Annotated in this window: 22 protein-coding genes; 5 read left to right on the top strand and 17 right to left on the bottom strand. The window is 42.4% G+C overall.

Features of this window, described 5'->3' with window-relative positions:
- A partial coding sequence (locus H5185_RS15345) for a hypothetical protein (RefSeq protein ID WP_404948462.1) occupies nucleotides 1-491 on the top strand: 491 nt, incomplete at its 5' end.
- Between the two features lie 193 nt (nucleotides 492-684).
- Here the strand turns inward: H5185_RS15345 and rplI are convergent.
- Genes rplI through rpsF form a run of 4 tightly spaced genes read right to left on the bottom strand, consistent with a single transcriptional unit; the run spans nucleotide 685 to nucleotide 2120 of the window.
- Entirely contained in the window at nucleotides 685-1137 is a 453-nt protein-coding gene (gene rplI / locus H5185_RS15340) for a 50S ribosomal protein L9 (RefSeq protein WP_182696717.1), read from the bottom strand.
- Between the two features lie 42 nt (nucleotides 1138-1179).
- Nucleotides 1180-1407, bottom strand: a complete 228-nt coding sequence (gene rpsR / locus H5185_RS15335) for a 30S ribosomal protein S18 (protein WP_101085203.1) — start codon at nucleotides 1405-1407, stop codon at nucleotides 1180-1182.
- Between the two features lie 12 nt (nucleotides 1408-1419).
- Nucleotides 1420-1722 (bottom strand): primosomal replication protein N, encoded by a 303-nt coding sequence (priB, locus tag H5185_RS15330; RefSeq protein ID WP_124732151.1) that lies wholly within the window; start codon nucleotides 1720-1722, stop codon nucleotides 1420-1422.
- A gap of 5 nt (nucleotides 1723-1727) precedes the next feature.
- Nucleotides 1728-2120 carry a 30S ribosomal protein S6 gene (gene rpsF, locus H5185_RS15325; protein WP_124015053.1) on the bottom strand — a complete coding sequence of 131 codons (393 nt, stop codon included), beginning with the start codon at nucleotides 2118-2120 and terminating at the stop codon, nucleotides 1728-1730.
- A 216-nt stretch (nucleotides 2121-2336) separates the two neighbouring features.
- Between rpsF and H5185_RS15320 the strand changes: the two genes are divergently transcribed.
- Both H5185_RS15320 and H5185_RS15315 read left to right on the top strand, forming a co-directional pair.
- Nucleotides 2337-3089, top strand: coding sequence for a YdiY family protein (locus H5185_RS15320; protein ID WP_124015054.1), 753 nt, complete (start codon nucleotides 2337-2339; stop codon nucleotides 3087-3089).
- Nucleotides 3090-3170: 81 nt separating this feature from the next.
- On the top strand, nucleotides 3171-4592 hold the full coding sequence (locus H5185_RS15315) for an MFS transporter (RefSeq protein ID WP_182696718.1): 1422 nt from the start codon (nucleotides 3171-3173) through the stop codon (nucleotides 4590-4592).
- 133 nt (nucleotides 4593-4725) lie between these two features.
- Here the strand turns inward: H5185_RS15315 and rlmB are convergent, their stop codons facing one another.
- The 8 genes from rlmB to zapE all read right to left on the bottom strand — a co-directional run bounded on the left by rlmB (nucleotide 4726) and on the right by zapE (nucleotide 13039).
- The gene (gene rlmB / locus H5185_RS15310) at nucleotides 4726-5466 is read right to left on the bottom strand and encodes a 23S rRNA (guanosine(2251)-2'-O)-methyltransferase RlmB (RefSeq protein ID WP_124015056.1); all 741 of its coding nucleotides are present in this window, start codon (nucleotides 5464-5466) and stop codon (nucleotides 4726-4728) included.
- Nucleotides 5467-5470: 4 nt separating this feature from the next.
- Nucleotides 5471-7954: a ribonuclease R gene (gene rnr / locus H5185_RS15305; protein ID WP_182722361.1), complete on the bottom strand. Its 2484-nt coding sequence runs from the start codon at nucleotides 7952-7954 to the stop codon at nucleotides 5471-5473.
- Between the two features lie 37 nt (nucleotides 7955-7991).
- Entirely contained in the window at nucleotides 7992-8609 is a 618-nt protein-coding gene (locus H5185_RS15300) for an SEL1-like repeat protein (RefSeq protein ID WP_165870045.1), read from the bottom strand.
- A gap of 122 nt (nucleotides 8610-8731) precedes the next feature.
- On the bottom strand, nucleotides 8732-10027 hold the full coding sequence (locus H5185_RS15295; protein ID WP_124015059.1) for an adenylosuccinate synthase: 1296 nt from the start codon (nucleotides 10025-10027) through the stop codon (nucleotides 8732-8734).
- A 69-nt stretch (nucleotides 10028-10096) separates the two neighbouring features.
- Nucleotides 10097-10285, bottom strand: coding sequence for a DUF2065 domain-containing protein (locus H5185_RS15290; protein WP_182742519.1), 189 nt, complete (start codon nucleotides 10283-10285; stop codon nucleotides 10097-10099).
- 539 nt (nucleotides 10286-10824) lie between these two features.
- The gene (gene rpsI, locus H5185_RS15285; protein WP_124015061.1) at nucleotides 10825-11217 is read right to left on the bottom strand and encodes a 30S ribosomal protein S9; all 393 of its coding nucleotides are present in this window, start codon (nucleotides 11215-11217) and stop codon (nucleotides 10825-10827) included.
- A 17-nt stretch (nucleotides 11218-11234) separates the two neighbouring features.
- Nucleotides 11235-11663 (bottom strand): 50S ribosomal protein L13, encoded by a 429-nt coding sequence (gene rplM / locus H5185_RS15280; RefSeq protein ID WP_011638797.1) that lies wholly within the window; start codon nucleotides 11661-11663, stop codon nucleotides 11235-11237.
- A gap of 263 nt (nucleotides 11664-11926) precedes the next feature.
- The gene (zapE, locus tag H5185_RS15275; RefSeq protein ID WP_182696720.1) at nucleotides 11927-13039 is read right to left on the bottom strand and encodes a cell division protein ZapE; all 1113 of its coding nucleotides are present in this window, start codon (nucleotides 13037-13039) and stop codon (nucleotides 11927-11929) included.
- A 343-nt stretch (nucleotides 13040-13382) separates the two neighbouring features.
- Between zapE and degQ the strand changes: the two genes are divergently transcribed.
- Together degQ and degS are read left to right on the top strand one after the other, a co-directional pair.
- The gene (gene degQ / locus H5185_RS15270; protein WP_124015063.1) at nucleotides 13383-14732 is read left to right on the top strand and encodes a Do family serine endopeptidase DegQ; all 1350 of its coding nucleotides are present in this window, start codon (nucleotides 13383-13385) and stop codon (nucleotides 14730-14732) included.
- 176 nt (nucleotides 14733-14908) lie between these two features.
- Nucleotides 14909-15988 (top strand): outer membrane-stress sensor serine endopeptidase DegS, encoded by a 1080-nt coding sequence (degS, locus tag H5185_RS15265; protein ID WP_182742518.1) that lies wholly within the window; start codon nucleotides 14909-14911, stop codon nucleotides 15986-15988.
- An 88-nt stretch (nucleotides 15989-16076) separates the two neighbouring features.
- Here degS and murA read toward each other — a convergent pair whose 3' ends face one another.
- The 5 genes from murA to mlaD form a co-directional block, all read right to left on the bottom strand.
- The gene (gene murA, locus H5185_RS15260) at nucleotides 16077-17342 is read right to left on the bottom strand and encodes a UDP-N-acetylglucosamine 1-carboxyvinyltransferase (RefSeq protein ID WP_182742517.1); all 1266 of its coding nucleotides are present in this window, start codon (nucleotides 17340-17342) and stop codon (nucleotides 16077-16079) included.
- 15 nt (nucleotides 17343-17357) lie between these two features.
- Nucleotides 17358-17609, bottom strand: a complete 252-nt coding sequence (locus H5185_RS15255; RefSeq protein ID WP_124015066.1) for a BolA family protein — start codon at nucleotides 17607-17609, stop codon at nucleotides 17358-17360.
- Between the two features lie 27 nt (nucleotides 17610-17636).
- Nucleotides 17637-17936, bottom strand: coding sequence for a lipid asymmetry maintenance protein MlaB (locus H5185_RS15250; protein ID WP_182722364.1), 300 nt, complete (start codon nucleotides 17934-17936; stop codon nucleotides 17637-17639).
- The gene (locus H5185_RS15245; protein WP_124015360.1) at nucleotides 17933-18577 is read right to left on the bottom strand and encodes a phospholipid-binding protein MlaC; all 645 of its coding nucleotides are present in this window, start codon (nucleotides 18575-18577) and stop codon (nucleotides 17933-17935) included. The genes H5185_RS15250 and H5185_RS15245 overlap by 4 nt, the downstream gene beginning before the upstream one ends.
- Nucleotides 18578-18611: 34 nt before the next feature.
- On the bottom strand, nucleotides 18612-19079 hold a 468-nt coding region (gene mlaD, locus H5185_RS15240), incomplete at its 5' end, for an outer membrane lipid asymmetry maintenance protein MlaD (RefSeq protein WP_182742516.1).

The raw sequence follows: 19079 nt of genomic DNA, 5'->3' as shown, positions 1-19079 counted from the left end.
CTGATAAAGCAGAGGCAGCAACAGAACTCTCGAGTGAATCAGCACCTAAATTGGTCCCTACCGTAGATATTGAAGATAAAGCTGAGTTACCTAACCAAGCGACAACTGAAGCCGCGATTGAATCTGAACTCTCGAGTGAATCAGCACCTAAATTGGTCCCTACCGTAGATATTGAAGATAAAGCTGAGTTACCTAACCAAGCGACAACTGAAGCCGCGATTGAATCTGAACTCTCGAGTGAATCAGTACCTAAATTGGTCCCTACAGTAGATGTTGAAGATAAAGCTGAGTTACCTAACCAAGCGACAACTGAAGCCGCTGCTGGGGTCGTAAATGAAGCCGCCAATAAATCCCCAGCAGTAAGTGAAGTAGAAGCTGAAGTCGTCAACGAAGCAACTAATGAAGCACAAGCAGAAGCTGAACTCGCAACTGGATCAGTAACTAAAGCCGTCACTGACATACCAGAAAAGAAACCGACTGTGGTGGATTGAGCTTAAATAAACCATAACCAAGTGAACCTTATAGCAATGTTTACTTGGTTAACATTCATTAGATAACACATTTAAACGACCGCGATATAACCAGATAGTGCATGGAAGTGTTGTTGGAAGCGGATGAGAATTAAATGATACACATAAAAAAACACCGCCCTGAGGCGGTGTTTTTTATGGAGCTAAAACGTAATTAAGCTTCTGCAACGATAGAAATCTTAACAACAGCTTTAACTTCAGTGTGTACTTGAACTTCAACTTCGAAGTTACCAGTAGTGCGTAAAGCACCTAAAGGTAAACGAACTTCAGATTTAGCAAGTGCTACGCCAGCTGCAGTAACTGCATCAGCGATATCACGGTTGCCAATTGAGCCGAATAATTTACCTTCATCACCTGCTTTAGAAGCAATAACAACAGCTTCTAATGCAGTTAATTTTTCAGCACGAACTGTCGCAGCAGCTAATTCAGCAGCTACTTTAGCTTCTAATTCAGCACGACGAGTTTCAAATACTTCAGTGTTTGCTGCGTTTGCTACAACTGCTTTACCATAAGGTAAAAGGAAGTTACGAGCATAACCAGCTTTAACAGAAACTTGGTCGCCTAGGCTACCTAAGTTTGCAACTTTATCTAGCAAAATAACATTCATTATCAAATCCTCTATATTCTATTAGGAATTAATACTGCAATATTACTGATGTAAATCAGTATATGGCAGTAGAGAAAGATAACGAGCACGCTTGATAGCGCGAGCTAGTTGGCGTTGATATCTAGCACTGGTACCAGTGATACGGCTAGGAACAATCTTGCCGCTTTCAGTGATGTAGTTCTTTAAAGTAACGATATCTTTATAATCAATCTCCACAACACCTTCAGCGGTGAAGCGGCAGAACTTGCGACGACGGAAATAACGTGCCATTTTGACAGTCTCCTAAGTTTTCAATTCGACATTTTCAGCATGCAAGACTAAACGGTTTTGTCCATTTCGCCCTTGTTGTAGTGAAAGAAACCCTTCAACATCAACTTGCACACCTGCTTGTAATTTATTTGCTACGCTATTAAAGCGCGGACCACTTAATATCACTTGGATCAAACAGTAGACGTTTCTCAACATTTCTACTTCTTGCCGCTGTGATTTATGCTCTACCGTTATCACCACATGGGCAATCCCGCTTGGGCTATCTAATCGTCTTGTACGAGTTATCGTGCCAGACAACACTAAGTGATTATTCAAAAAAATTATTCAGCGTTTTCTTCAGCGCTTTCTTCTGCATTACGGTCATCAGAAGGTGAACGACGTGAATCACGTTCGTCTCTTGCTTTTGCCATAGGAGAAGCTTCAGTAACGGCCACTTTAGTGCGCATTACCATGTTACGCAGAACAGCGTCGTTGAAACGGAAAGCTGTTTCTAGTTCTTCGATAGACTCTGCAGATGCTTCTACGTTCAAAAGAACATAGTGAGCTTTATGTAGGTCTTGGATCGGGTAAGCCAATTGACGACGGCCCCAATCTTCTAAACGGTGGATTGTACCATTAGCAGCGGTGATAACACCGGTGTAACGCTCAATCATACCTGGGACTTGTTCACTTTGATCTGGGTGAACCATAAATACGATTTCATAATGACGCATTTATTGCTCCTTACGGTTAAGTAGCCTCTTTTCTGGCTCAGTCAGACCAATGTGGAGGCAAGGAACGAATTAAAGTGACTGATTTGAGCGCGCGATGATACATAAAGTGTACGATAAACTCAAGCACTAACTCACTCTTTTCAGCAATCTTGATTACAGGTATGATGGCCCCAGTCCGAAATACCGCGTTTACGCCATCAAGAATAAAACACTTTAATGATGACCATGAAAAACATAGTAACAACATGCTGCCTCTTTTTATTGTCTGCTCCGGCATGGGCCTTAGTTCCACCTGATTATCAGGAACCACCCAGCAGTTTTAATGCTGAGGTAGAAGCAGGCTTGCAATTAAATAGCGGTAACAACGAAACTAAAAACTTCAACGGTCGAACTTATTTAACTTATGATTCGAAGAACACTAAGCAAGAAGCAACATTAAAGGCCTATTATGCGGCTGATGGTAATGAGTCTACTGCTGAGCGTTACGAATTATACTTACAGTCTAACTACAAGCTAGAGCGCGGTTATATATTTGGCCGTGGTGAATTTACTTGGGATCAATTTGGTTCGTACACTCGAATATCTACTATTTCAACAGGTTATGGTTTTGATTTAATTAAGAACAATAGAACAAAACTGAGCCTTGAAGCTGGTCCGGGTTATCGTTACGACCAACCACAAGGCAGTGTTGCAGAACCCGATCCTGATGCAAACCGCGATATTATTTTACGTTCGGCGGCCAAATACACAGTTAAACTGCAAGAGTACACTAGCTTTAATGCTGATGTGACAGCTGAAACAGGTCAGACTAATAATACCTTAACCCTTGATATGAGTTATAAAAACACCTTTATTCAAGATTGGGCATTTAAAATAGGTATGAACATCAAGTACACTGAAGTGGTTCCTGATGACAGTAAAAATACTGACACCATCACCACATTCAACTTGTTGTATACGTTTCAATAATTATTGACCTTAAATGAAGCGAAACAAGACCATTAATCAATGAGGCAAACGAGGCCTTACTGAAAAAATAAAGGCCAAGTTATGGACAGCCCGCTACGCAGTTTTGCCTCATTATATAGCACCACCTTTTTGATGGTGCTTGCTGCAGGTCTACTGACCACATACTTAGGCCTAAGTCTTACCACAATGCAGGTGCCACAAATATGGATTGGTGGCATGATGTCAGCTTACTATATTGGCCTGGTCTGCGGCTCTAAAGTTGGCCATAAACTGATTGCACAAGTTGGTCATATTCGTGCTTTTGTTGCCTGTGCGGGCATAGTGACTGCCTCTGCATTGGGTCATGCCCTCATCGATAATTTAGCCATTTGGCTAGTATTGCGCCTCGCAGTAGGTATGGGAATGATGTGCCAATATATGGTGTTAGAAAGCTGGCTCAACGAGCAGGCAGAAAACAACCAACGTGGTACTGTTTTTGCGAGCTACATGATCGTATCTTACTTAGCGCTAATGGCTGGGCAAGGAGCCATTAGTTTATATCCCGATTTAGGCTTAGAGCCACTGCTGTTGATTGCCATCTGTTTTGCCTTATGTATCGTACCGATTTCGATCACGCGCAGAATTCACCCCGAACCGTTAACACCAGCCCCATTACAAATGGGACTCTATTGGAAAAGAGCACCCCAAGCTCTGACAACCATAGCCTTAGGGAGCATGATAGTCGGCTGTTTTTATGGTTTGGCTCCCTCTTATGCCACGGCTAAAGGTATTGATCCTGAGCACGTTGCGCTCTATATGTCGTGTACCATTTTTGCAGGATTGCTAGCCCAATGGCCAATGGGTAAATTATCCGATGTCATCTCTCGTAGCTTATTAATTCGAATTAACTGCGCTTTATTAGGCGTCATAGTGTTGATCATTACGATAATCCCATTCCACGCAGTGTCTTCGTTAATATTAACCAGCTTATTTGGTATTTTAGCGTTTACCTTGTATCCATTAGCAACTGCATTAGCCAATTCGCGCGTTGAACAACATGAGCGGGTTGGGCTATCTGCCACAATCTTAGTCACCTTTGGTATTGGCGCAAGTATTGGTCCTTTAGTCGCTTCTGGCTTAATGCAAGCATTAGGTGATCAAATGCTATATGGATTTATGGCGATGTGCTCATTCACCTTATTGGCAAGGCTACTGTGGATTAATGTGCGTCAAAAAGCTGAGCAAACAAGTACTGGAGATTACATGATGGCAGGGGGCGACTTAGTCAGCTCGCCATTAGCAGCATCATTTGATCCACGTGTTGACATTGAAATGGTCAACGAACAAATGATCAATCCCGCTGAAGATGCATTCGATGCCCAACCGGAATCAACCAATGATGAGTTTGATGATGCTGATGAGCAAGCTGAATATAATACCTCTTATGCCAGTGTGAGCGAAGAAACCTTGATACCAGAGGAGTTAGATGACGAAGATGTCGATAACGAAATTGGCAGACGCTAATGTTTTTTCTGGCTTTGATTGTAAAAGCTAAAGACTGACACCCATCAATAACCTAACACAAACTAAACTCGAGATAATAAAAAACGGCGATAAATATCGCCGTTTTTTTATGTCGTTCTACTGCAGGCAATAATTAACCTAAACGCTGCCTGACGGCTTCAAATAAGCACACCCCAGTGGCAACTGATACGTTAAGGCTTGACACACTGCCAGCCATTGGGATCGAAACCAACGAATCACAGCCTTCGCGTGACAAACGACGCAAACCTTTATCTTCAGCACCCATAGCAATCGCTAGAGGCCCCTTAAGGTCCGCTTGGTATACATTACCATCTGCTTCGCCTGCTGTGCCGACAATCCAAACACCTTTGTCTTGAAGATGACGCATGGTACGAGCAAGATTGGTCACTTGGAATAACGGTACCGTTTCTGCTGCGCCACAAGCCACTTTGCTGACGGTTGAGGTTAATCCAACTGAATTATCTTTAGGTACAATCACCGCATGTACCCCAGCGGCATCGGCATTACGTAAGCAAGCACCAAGATTATGTGGGTCGGTTACACCGTCTAAAATGAGTAAAAAAGGCACTTCTGTTTTATCAAGTAATGCGTCTAAATCAGTTTCTGTCAAAGGTTTTACCGCTTTTACACGCGCGACAATACCTTGGTGTTGTGAGCTACCCGCTTTGTCGTCTAACACTTTACGTGCAGCACGTTGCAATGTAGTACCAAAAGTTGATGCGATATTAATCAATGGCGTTAAGCGTTCGTCATCACGGCCTTGTAACAGCCAAAGTTCAATCACACGTTCAGGGCTATGATTTAATAATGCTTCAACGGCATGAATGCCAAAAATGGTATCTTGTTTTTTCATTTAATTACTTTCTCTTGCTGCGCTTGGCAGGGGTTTTCTTAACGCTAGAATTCGGTTTTGTGGTATCAGCTTTTTGCTCTGCCGCGGTGGACTTCTTTGCCGCCACTGGCTTGCTCGCAGGCGATGACGCTTTATTGCTTGAGCGACGTTTACTGGCCTTAGGCTTATCCGACTTAGATTTGTCTGACTTAGGTTTATCTGTCGACTTACCTTTACGTGCGGCTTTAGCCCCTTCAACATTCACTCGTTCACGAGCCGTTGAAGGCTTGCTGCCTTTACGTGCCGATTTGCCTGCGCCTTTACTATTGTCACCCACCATCAACAAGTCAATTTGACGATCATCAAGATTAACCGCAGCAACCTTAACAGTAACAGCATCACCCACTTGATACACTTGGCGAGTGTTTTCACCAACCAGTCGTTGACGCATTGGATCGAATTGGTAGTAGTCGCTGGCAAGGCTTGATATGTGTACTAAGCCATCAATAAATAATTCGTTTAATCTAACAAACAGACCAAAGCTAGTGACTGAAGCAATGACGGCATCAAAGGTATCACCGACGTGATCTTGCATGTATTCACATTTTAACCAATCACTGACATCGCGAGTGGCTTCATCTGCGCGGCGCTCGGTGGTTGAACATTCTTCACCTAATAGATCTAACTCTTCAAGCTGATAAAGATAACCGCCATCTTGAGTCCACTTGTCAGTGACATCGCCCTGCTCTTTTGCGAGTAAATACTTAATCACTCGATGTAAAATCAAATCAGGGTAACGACGAATTGGCGAAGTGAAATGCGAATACGCTTCTAATGCTAAACCAAAATGACCTTCGTTATCTGGGCTGTAAACTGCTTGGCGCATTGAGCGCAATAACATCACCTGAATTAACTCAAAGTCAGGACGGTCAGCAATTTTTAACATCAGATTTTGATAGTCAGTCGGGGTTGGCTCTAAGCCACCATCCATGCTTAAGCCGCGCTCAGCAAGAAACTCTTTAAAGTTAGCCAGTTTTTGTTCTGACGGCGCTTCATGCACACGATACAGCACCTCACCTTTGTGTTTTTTGACAAACTTTGCCGAAGCCACGTTGGCTAAAATCATACATTCTTCAATGATTTTATGCGCTTGGTTTCGGCCTCGTGGGACGATCTTGTCAATTTTACGCTGCTCATTAAAGATAAACTGCGTTTCTAAGGTTTCAAATGCAATAGCACCACGTTCAGCACGACGCTCATCTAAGGTGAGATATAACGACTGCAAACATAATAAATGTGGGAATAGCGCTTCATGCTCAGGGGCTATTGGGCCACCTTCTAGCATGTCAGCAACTTGGGTATAGGTAAAACGAGCATGAGAATGCATTACTGCTGGATAAAACTTGGTGCCCGATAACTTACCCGCTGCAGAAATTGTCATCTCAGCAACCATACATAAACGGTCGACTTTTGGCTTTAATGAACACAAGCCATTAGATATTTTCTCAGGCAGCATAGGAATAACTTGCGACGGGAAATACACCGAATTACCACGTGCGCGCGCTTCAGTATCTAATGCTGAATCAGTACGTACATAATGGCTCACATCAGCTATCGCCACCCATAAACGCCAGCCGCCACTTGGTTTTGCTTCAGCATATACCGCATCATCAAAATCACGGGCATCTTCGCCATCAATAGTGACCAAGGGTAAATGGCGTAAATCGACGCGACCTAATTTATCTTCTTCGGTGACTTCGTCAGGAATACGTTTGAGTTTTTTCTCAATAATCGCAGACCAAGTGTGGGGTAAATCATAATTACGTAAGGCAATTTCAATTTCCATACCCGGTGCCATGGTCTTACCTAAGACTTCGGTCACTTTCGCTGCCGCTTTAACAAAACGACCAGGGCGACGGGTTAACTCAACCACCACCACATCACCGGCGCGGGCGCCTAGGGTATCTTCACTGGCGATTAATATTTCTTGGGTGATGCGTCTGTCATCTGCAATCACAAAGCCCATTCCGGCGTCGACGTGGTAACGGCCAACTAAGGCAGCGGTTCGCTCATGAACTAAGCGCACAATTCGAGCTTCACGACGACCACGACGATCAGTACCCGCTTTTTGTGCTAGCACTTTATCGCCATGAAAATACATCAGCATATCGCGATTACTGATAAATAAGTCGTCACCGCCTTCATCAGGCTTAAAGAAGCCAAATCCATCGCGGTGGCCTAAAACGGTACCAGACAATAAATCCATACGCTCAGGTAAGCCATAGCTTTGCCCGCGAGTAAAGACTAACTGGCCATCACGTTCCATCGCACGTAAACGACGACGAAGTGCTTCTAATGGCACTTCATCGGTAATGGATAATGCTTCAGCTATTTTATCGCGGGTAACAGGAGACTTTTGGGCACGCAAGTATTCTAAAATATACTCACGGCTAGGAATAGGATTGTCGTACTTGTCTTGTTCTCTCTCAAAATGAGGATCGTTGATCATTCAATTTCCAAATAATTCGCTCCATATTGTGGAGCCTTTAACGTGTGTACAGCTGTGGCTGCTGTGCCCTGGCCACTATACTGGCAGGCATTTTTGCAGCGAGCATCTGTAATAAAGACGAAGCTTTTTTCTGTTGAGCATCGTCATCAAATATACTGTTATATAACCAATGATAGCCAAGTTCATAATCGGCAGGACTTCCATAGCCTTCACCAAACAAACGAACTAATGTCATTCTTGCGGTTAAATCCCCATTAGCCGCCGCAGGCAACACATATTGCACTGCACGATTGGGATCTTTAACCACTAGTTTACCGCGATAATAATAATCTGCCAATTTTACCATCGCTTCGGCACTGCCTTGCTCGGCAGAAGTTTGCAGCAATGCCATACCGCGTGAAGGATGAGCCTTAACACACACACCGTTATTAAGCATTTCACCCCATAAAAACTGATACATGGGTTGCTGTAATACTTCAGCACGGGCTTCAATATCTTGAACCAACTGACAGTCGTCTGCTTTGACGCGTTGTAAATATTGATTTGAGCGGATGAGCGAAATCAATTGTTGATCGCTATAGATATCGACGGCTTCTGTCACCGCAAATACATTGATGGAAACGACACTCAATAACAATAAACAGATACGCAACATAAGGATTCTCGCTGACACTTTCATGGTTTATCCATCGGCAGTATAGCGTATTTCTTGAGTAGAAACTGTTACAAGCGTTAATTAGGCTCATTAAAAAGGCCGCTTATCGCGGCCTCTTTAGTTTACTTGAACGGACTAACCAAAATCATGGTTTCATTTCTGTCCGGCCCAGTAGAGATAATATCAATAGGCGTCTCTAATAACTCTTCAAGACGTTTGATATAGTTCATTGCCGCGGTAGGCAACTGCTCGATTGATGTAGCACCAAAAGTGTTTTCACTCCAACCAGGCATAGTTTCGTATATTGGCGTAACTAAATCATAACCTTCTGCAGCCAAAGGAGTTACCTTAGAAACTGTTCCATCAGGATATTGATAGCCAACACAGATTTTAACTTCTTTTAGACCGTCTAAAACGTCTAATTTAGTTAAACAAAAACCACTAACGCTATTGATTTGAACCGCACGGCGCATGGCCACTGCATCCAACCAACCTGGACGACGTTTACGACCAGTCGTTGCACCAAACTCTTGGCCTTTCTCACCAATATAATCGCCAATTTCGTTGGCTAATTCTGTTGGGAATGGACCAGCACCGACGCGAGTCGTGTAAGCTTTCATGATGCCTAAAACATAGTCTAAATGACGAGGACCAAAACCTGAACCTGTCGCTACACCGCCAGCTGTTGTGTTTGATGACGTCACGAATGGATAAGTACCGTGGTCGATATCCAATAATGTGCCTTGAGCGCCTTCAAATAGAATCGGCTCACCCGCTTTACGCGCAGCATCAAGCATTTCACTGACATCAGTACACATACTTTTCAGATAATCAGCAATCGCTAATGCATCATCAAGTGTTTGCTGATAATCAACAGCTTCAACTTTGTAATACTCAGTTAGCATGAAGTTATGATATTTCATCACTTCTTTTAACTTAGTTGCGAAAAGTTCTGCATTAAACAAATCACCGATGCGTAAACCGCGACGAGAAACTTTGTCTTCATATGCAGGACCAATACCACGTCCAGTTGTACCAATGGCTTGATTACCGCGCGCTTTCTCGCGAGCAATATCCAATGCACAATGGAACGGAAGGATAAGCGGACATGCTTCAGAAATTAATAAACGCTCTTCTACAGGTACGCCACGTCCTTTGAGCATGTTGATTTCTTTCATCAACGCATCAGGAGCAACAACCACACCATTACCGATAATGCATTTTACGTTATCACGTAAAATCCCAGACGGAATAAGATGAAGAACGGTTTTTTCACCATCAATTACCAAAGTGTGACCAGCATTATGGCCGCCTTGGTAACGAACTACGTATTTTGCCTGTTCTGTTAAAAGGTCGACAATCTTACCTTTGCCTTCGTCACCCCATTGAGTGCCGAGTACGACTACATTTTTGCCCATTATTAGCTGCAACGTCTTGTGGTATAAAATAGAATTTTAACAGGTTTTAGGGGGTTATAGGCAAGTATTTTATTGAAAAATGATCAATAAAACGGCTCCTGTTGTTACTAAGCAGCCACCTAAGCGTCTGAGAACATTTTGCTTTTGTGTCGAAAGCTCTAATAAATATTTTTGCCACTTGTTAGGAAAAAGTAATGGACCTACCCCTTCAAGGATTAAAACTAACCCAAATGCACTCATTAATAACGGTATATTCATGTTTTAGCCTCTCTTTTATTGAGCCTTATTATATTCAATATCTGCTTGATTAGCCTAAGAAGACGTTAAGCATGATTGGCAACTGCGTTTAATCTGCCTTATAAATACATTACCTTAATACGCCAAGTCCCTTGCTGTCTTAAATCAAAACGTTCAATCTAGTGAGCACTATTAGTAGTACATCTTTATTCAATGCATTTCGACCTTATAAGTCACAAGCTTGTAAACCTCATGCCTAATACCTAATGCCAAAAAAGTTAACCTGAACGGGAAATAAGCGCTGGTATAAGAGATGAAACTAAGTAAGGTAAAATAACCACTTTCGGCCGATGTCATATCAAACTTGCGACTTGTTTTACGGGTAAGGAGAAGTGACTTATTCCAGGCTAGGTTAATATCCAGTGTATTAAGAGCTGAACTCGCAGGACAAAAGAGCGCTTGATAGCTGCTGATGAATAAAATTGCTGAGGTATGAAGTAATAAAATTTAGGCAATAAAAAACCCAGCATAAGCTGGGTTTTTTGAATCCAAAAAACGAATTAACGCTTAGAGAATTGTGGCTTACGACGTGCTTTACGTAGACCAACTTTCTTACGTTCAACTTTACGAGCATCACGGGTAACAAAACCAGCGGTACGTAGAGTAGGACGTAGAGCTTCGTCTAGTTGCAATAGTGCACGGGTAATACCGTGACGAATTGCACCAGCTTGGCCAGTAGTACCACCGCCCTTAACTGTTACATAGATGTCTAATTTATCAGTCATTTCAACTAATTCTAATGGTTGACGAACAACCATACGAGCAGTTTCACGACCAAAATAAACATCCAAAGGACGTTGGTTTACAACGATATTGCCACTACCTGCTTTAGCGAAAACGCGAGCTGTAGATGTTTTGCGACGGCCAGTGCCGTAGTACTGAGTTGCAGACATTTGCTTACTCCTCCCGTTTAGATATCAAGAACTTGTGGTTGTTGTGCAGCGTGGTTATGTTCTGTGCCAGCATAAACTTTAAGTTTACGGAACATGGCACGGCCCAAAGGACCTTTTGGTAACATACCCTTAACTGCTTTCTCGATGATCATTTCAGGCTTATGAGCTTGAAGCTTCTCAAAGCTGATTTGCTTAATGCCACCAATGAAGCCTGAATGAGAGTAGTAGATCTTACCGGCTGCTTTATTACCAGTTACAGTCACTTTTTCAGCATTGATAACGATGATGTAATCACCGGTGTCAACGTGTGGAGTGTATTCTGGCTTATGCTTGCCACGTAAGCGAGTTGCGATTTCAGTTGCGATACGGCCTAAAGTTTTGCCTTCAGCGTCAACAACAAACCAGTCACGAGTTACAGTTTCTGGTGTAGCAGTAAAAGTCTTCATTATTACAAAAACCCAAAGTTAATTTTCTGTCTCACATGCCGACTGCAGGTTGCAATCAACACAAAATTACCGATTCTTGCCCCTTCGAACATGAATATTGGCTTACAACTTCCGCCCAAATTGGCGGATTAACGCGGGCAGGTCGCAGATTATACGCAAAGCCACAGCAAAGATCACCTGATTTCTGATAATATTTTAAATAAACTGCTCTGTTTCGGCTGAATAATTAACCGTCTGCTTTTTTTAAAAATCTCACGGCTAGCCTATGGTAAATGTTCCAGCGCCAGATACTCTCTCGATTGCATTTCAATCAGTCTTGAGCGACAACGTCTGAACTCAAACGTTAACTGGCCATCGGTATAAATCTGCTCTAATTCCACTTGCGCAGAAATAATCAATTTCACGTTTCGCTCGTAAAACTCATCAACCATGGCTAAAAAGCGTCTGGCAATATCATCACCAGTTTGCTGTGAACCCATTTGCTCTAATCCACTCAGTAGCACAGTATGATAAAGGCATGCCATTTCCATGTAATCTCGCTGTGAACGAGGGCCATCGCAGAGATCACGAAAATTAATTAACAGTACACCTTGTGACTGTTGACGAATGCGAATGGCACGGCCATCAATTTCTATCGGTGCAGTAAGTCTTTCTGATTCGGTCGCGAGTTGATCAAAGTAATGCAACAAGTTGATGTCTGCTTGTTCATCGAGTGGATGATGATAAATCTCAGCCTGCTCTAAGGTGCGAAGACGGTAATCAATACCTGAATCGACATTGAGAATTTCACATTGTTGATTAATCAACGCAATCGCAGGTAAAAAACGCGCTCGCTGTAGACCGTTTTTATATAATTCATCGGGGATGATGTTTGAGGTAGCCACGAGTGCAACCCCTTCTTTGAACAATGCTTGAAATAGAGTCCCCAATAACATGGCATCGGTAATATCTGAGACAAAAAACTCATCAAAACAAATAATTTTATATTGCGACGCCATCTTCTTGGCTATAGACAATAGCGGATCTTGTACACCTTTTAACTCGCCTAAGTCATGATGGATTTGATGCATAAACCGATGAAAATGAGCTCGTAATTTTTGCTCAATAGGCAATGAGTCAAAAAAAGTATCCATTAAATAGGTTTTACCACGACCAACGCCGCCCCATAAATACAAGCCTTTTACCGCTGCAGGTGTTGATTTAACCCCAACGGCAGCAAACAATTTATTAATACCAGATATCGGTTTAGCCGCGACCATTAATTCATCGTAAACGCGTTGTAATGATTTTACCGCTTTTTCTTGTGCGGCATCATGTGAAAAATCTTCTCGGGTAAGGTCTTGCTGATAATGCTGCCAAGGGGTTAACTGCGACACGATTACGACTCTCTTACATCAAATAATTGCTGCGAATAATAACATTAAACAACAAATACGAGTAATGGCTTCAAAGGATCAAATTAACCTTTGTTAATAAAAATGCAACTAACCAGATGAGCACTACTCTGATTGATTATCGTCAACTGACTTATTTTTTACTGACTTGTTATTGCAAACGAACTGATTAGCTCACCATTTCAAAACGGGCTCGCAACAGCACTAATATAAATGATTAACGATATTTAACTTTAAAATAATGCCCTCAAGCCACATATTTTATGTCATCAAACCACATATTTTAATGTCATAAAGCTTGAATGCATACAGGAGCTATCCATAGATGAAAACCAAATTAAGTTTACTTTCTGCTGCGTTATTAACGGCATCGTTAGCCATAGCACCAACACTATCGCTCGCTGCCATTCCACAAGCGGTTGACGGCCAAGCTATTCCTAGTTTAGCGCCAATGCTAGAACGCACTACACCTGCGGTGGTATCAGTAGCAGTATCTGGTACTCAAGTATCAAAACAACGCGTCCCTGATGTATTTCGCTACTTCTTTGGTCCAAACGCTCCACAAGAACAAGTTCAAGAACGTCCTTTTAGAGGGTTAGGCTCAGGGGTCATTATCGATGCTGATAAAGGCTATATCATTACTAATAACCACGTTATTAACGGCGCTGACGATATTAAAGTGGGTTTACATGATGGTCGCGAAGTCACGGCTAAACTCATTGGCGCAGATAAAGAGTCTGATATTGCCCTGCTGCAAATTGAAGCGAAAAACTTAGTCGCGATTAAGCAAACTGATTCTGACGACATCCGCGTTGGTGATTTTGCAGTTGCCATCGGTAACCCATTTGGGCTTGGACAAACTGTAACGTCAGGAATAGTCAGCGCACTCGGCCGCAGTGGTTTAGGCATTGAAATGCTAGAAAACTTTATCCAAACTGATGCCGCGATAAATAGTGGTAACTCTGGCGGTGCATTAGTTAACTTAAAAGGTGAACTCATCGGTATTAATACTGCGATTGTCGCCCCAAATGGCGGTAACGTTGGTATTGGTTTCGCTATCCCAGCCAATATGGTTAACAACCTTGTTGAACAGATTATTGAGCATGGTGAAGTACGACGCGGCGTATTAGGGGTATCAGGTCGCGATCTTGATAATGAACTTGCCAAAGCGTTTGGTTTAGATACCCAGCACGGCGGTTTCGTTAATGAAGTGATGCCAAAAAGTGCTGCTGATAAAGCAGGATTAAAAGCGGGTGATATTATTGTCAGCCTCAATGGGCGGAGTATTAAAACCTTCCAGGAATTACGCGCAAAAGTAGCCACTATGGGTGCTGGTGCCGAGGTTGAATTCGGAATTATTCGTGATGGCGATACGAAGAAGATTAAAGCGACACTAGGTGAAGCAGACAAAGTTGAGGCTGAAGCCGGTAGCGTACATCCTATGTTACAAGGCGCGACACTTGAGGACAGTAAAAAAGGTATTGAGATCACTGATATTGCTCAGGGTTCACCAGCAGCAATGAGTGGCTTAGTCAAAGGAGACTTAATTGTGGGGCTTAATCGCAGTAAAGTGACCAGCCTTAAAGCATTAAAAGAAATGCTAAAAGACAATAAGAACTCTGTGGCACTGAAGATATTACGTGACAATAACTTACTCTACCTTGTTTTACGCTAATGCAGTTGACGCTAACATAGTTGACACTTAATTTACCTCATCACAGCTATAAGAATCATCAGGTTATAGTCTGTGATACCCGTTCAAGAATGAAGCATCGGCCAACTTTTGGTCGGTGCTTATTTATTTGAGCTATGTTAATATAACAGCCATTTTTTTTAACAATTATTCAAGCCATGAACCTAAAAGACACTTGCATCTATATAACTAAAGCTGTGGTATTTGGTCTAATTATGGCTGCTGTTTTTTTAGCCATAACAGCGTTAATGCAAAATTCCTCATTCAACAATAGCCTCACAAATGTCAGCAATAGTGGCTCAGAATTATCTTTCGCTAAAGCCGTTCGTCGAGCTGCACCTGCAGTAGCCAATATTTATAGCCTTAGCATTGATCAACGTAATCCGCTCAATTCAAGCTCACTTCAAGGCCTTGGCTCTGGCGTGATAATGAGTAAAGAAGGCTATGTGCTCACAAATTATCATGTGATAAAAAAAGCCGACGAGATTGTTATTGCGCTACAAGATGGGCGTAAATTTACTGCTGAAGTAGTTGGTTCTGATCAAGAGACAGATTTAGCAGTACTTAAAATTGAAGGCGATAATTTACCTATAGTACCGATTAATCTCGATAAACTAGCCCAAGTAGGCGATGTGGTGCTAGCCATTGGTAATCCATACAATATTGGCCAGACAATTACTCAGGGTATTATTAGTGCAACAGGACGTAATGGCTTAAGTTCAGGTTACCTCGACTTTTTGCAAACAGACGCAGCCATTAATGCTGGTAACTCAGGCGGAGCATTAATCGATACCGGCGGTGAATTAATCGGTATCAATACCGCGGCATTCCAAGTGGGTAATGATAGTGGCGGCAATGGGATTAGTTTTGCTATCCCCATTAAGTTAGCCCACAGCATTATGGATAAATTGATTAAACATGGCCGAGTTATCCGTGGTGCTTTAGGTATTTCAGGTGAACCACTTAATCCGGTAATGGCACAGATACTCAACCTACCCGATTTAAAAGGTGTGTTAGTGACGGGGATCGATCCTGACGGACCAGCAGCTCGTGCGTGCTTAACACCAAGAGATGTCATTACCCAATATAATGATGAAGATGTCCCGGGAGTTGAAATGTTGATGGACAGAATTGCAGAGACCCCTCCAGGAACTAAAGTCAACATGACCATTATACGTGAGGGTAAGCGTCAAATACTGCCAGTCATTATTGCAGAAAAAGCCACTGCGCCTGAGTAATACCTATTACTCATTAAATCAACGTTATAAAAAAGCCATTCAAATGAATGGCTTTTTTATGAGGTATTTTCTGCGGAGCGAGATAAACCTAAGAGTTCTTCACGCGAACAACTTCAGCACCTAAACCTTGAAACTTGGCTTCAATATGCTCGTAACCACGGTCAAGGTGATATATACGATCGACTGTAGTTAAGCCATCAGCCATTAAGCCTGCAATCACTAAGCTGGCAGAGGCGCGTAAATCTGTCGCCATCACTTGGGCACCGTTTAAACGCTCAGTACCATGGATGATACAAGTATTACCTTCTTGCTCTATGTCTGCGCCCATGCGGCTTAATTCAGGAACGTGCATGAAGCGATTCTCAAAGATAGTCTCAGTAACACGACCTGTGCCTTGAGCAAGTGCATTCAACACACAAAATTGCGCTTGCATATCGGTTGGAAACGCAGGATAAGGTGCGGTTTTAATATTAACAGACTTTGGACGTTGGCCTTTCATATCAAGCTCAATCCAATCTTCGCCAGTTGTGATCTCAGCACCGGCATCTTCAAGCTTTGATAATACCGCTTCTAAGGTTTTAGGATCGGCTGATACACAACGAATCTTACCGCGAGTAACGGCTGCGGCAACCAAGAATGAACCGGTTTCGATACGATCTGGCATGACGCGGTATTCACAACCCGATAGACGTTCCACACCTTCAATCGTTAACGTGGCAGAACCAATACCAGTGATTTTTGCTCCCATGGCAATTAAGCAATGAGCTAAGTCCGTCACTTCTGGTTCACGGGCCGCATTTTCAATGACTGTCGTGCCATCAGCTAATGCTGCAGCCATCAGCAAGTTTTCTGTTGCGCCGACACTGACCATATCCATAAAGATATGAGCGCCTTTTAAACGGCCATCAACACGCGCTTTAATGTAGCCTTCCTTGACTTCAATTTTGGCACCCATTAACTCTAAGCCATGTAAATGCAGGTTCACCGGACGAGCACCAATGGCACAACCGCCAGGTAAAGAAACATCTGCAGTACCATAACGGGCAAGCAGCGGGCCTAAAATAAGAATCGATGCACGCATTGTTTTGACTAAGTCATAAGGTGCGCAATATTCATTTAAGTTAGAGGTAGAAATACGAATGCGGCTACCGCCGAGGTCTTCAACTTCGGCACCTAAACAACGTAATAATTCACAACTGGTGATCACGTCGCGTAAGTTGGGAACATTTGAGACAATAAAATCTGTTTCGGCTAATACGCCAGCCATTAAAATGGGGAGTGCCGCATTTTTTGCACCAGAGATCACGACTTCACCAGCTAAAGGCTTGCTGGCTTTAATAGTTAATTTATCCACTGTGAATCTCTGTTGTTACATATTGAAAAGTTTTTCACGCTTCCACTGAGTCGGCGTAAAAGTTTTAATTGTTAACGCATGCAATTCACCACTGGCAATCTGCTCAGCTAAAGGACTGTAAATTGCTTGCTGTTGTTTTACCCGGCTCATACCATCAAAACACTCACCTACGGCGACGACTTTGTAGTGACTGCCATCCGAGGTAACGTGCGCTTCAGTGAGCGACAACGCCTCGGTTAAAATTTGTTCTATAACATTGCATTCCATGGAATCAATTACCTTTACTATTCGTTTCTATTTTTGGCTGAAAAAAGCATCTAAATCATAAAGCTCAATCATTTTTTTGAGCTGTTCACTTGGATTAACCAACTGATGTATCACACTTGTTTCTGGGCTACTTGTCGCATGTAGTTTGATTAACGCTAATAACAGTGCAACACCCGCACTGTCGACGTATTCTAATGCTGATAAGTCTACCACTTGAGTTGATGCAGTAAACAATTCATGGCGTTTTGGCCACAATTGTTTTACTTCATCTTGGGTTAGGCGACCGCTGACGATGCAACGTTGATCTTGTTGATTAAAGGTAATCACGCAGCTGCAGCTTCTTTTGCTGGTTGGCGATCAATAGTCTGTTGGGTTTTATCATTCAGCATGGTAATCACCGCTTCAATACCTTGCTGGCGGATTAAATTAGAGATTTCAGACTGTTTAGAAGCCAATAAACTCACACCTTCTGCCACTAAATCGAACGCTTTCCACGTATCGTCTTTTAAACGACGCGCTTTAAATTGAATTTTAATCGGTGGACGACCTTGCTCAAGGATTTGAACATTCACTTCAACTATTTTTTCATTGCTGAAATCACTCGGCGGGTCAAAAGCCACTTTTTGATCAGTATATTCGGTTAATGCTTGTGCATAGGTTGCCACTAAATAACCTTCAAAGGCATCCACAAAACGATTACGTTGATCGACGGTCGTATCACTTAAATACTGCCCCATCACTTTATAAGCAGCATATTTATAATCGACGTAAGGCATAAGCTCTTCACGAACAATAACTTTTAAATGACTTAAATCATCATTAATTAAGGCTTTATCTGCTTTAAAACGATCAAAAGTCATATTGGCGACTTGTTTGATCATCTCATATGGATCACGGGTATTGACCTCATCATTAGCAGCCATTGCACCTTGGCTGATAACCGCACTGCCGATTAGGCATAGCGCCATAACATGATTAAAAAATGTTTTCATAATTGGGATCCTATTTATCTTTAGATGACATGCTATATAAAAGCTGACCAATTAAATCTTCTAAAATCAATGCACCACGTGTGTCATGTACTTTATCGCCATCGGCAAGCATCGAAATATCATCGTCCATAAACCCAGGCGTTAAACCAATAAATTGCTCGCCAAGGAGTCCTGAAGTCAAAATAGCTAAGCTGCTTGTTTCCGGAAATTGATCAAAGCGCTTATCCATTGTTAATGTCACTATTGGCACCAACTTATGGGTATCGAGAGTAATATTGGTTACACGACCAACCACCACACCACCCACTTTTACTGGCGAACGTACTTTTAAGCCGCCAATATTATTAAATTCAGCGACCAAGTTATAAGTCTGGTCATTAGACTTGACTTGAACATTAGCAACATTGAATACTAAGATGCAAAAAGCCAACAAACCTGACAATAAAAACACGCCTACCAATAACTCTATTTTCCGTGT

Origin of the sequence: Shewanella sp. SG44-6, assembly GCF_014164185.1 — a bacterium.
In the GTDB taxonomy this organism is placed as follows: Bacteria; Pseudomonadota; Gammaproteobacteria; order Enterobacterales; family Shewanellaceae; genus Shewanella; species Shewanella vesiculosa.
This window is presented reverse-complemented; position numbering and strand designations above follow the sequence as displayed.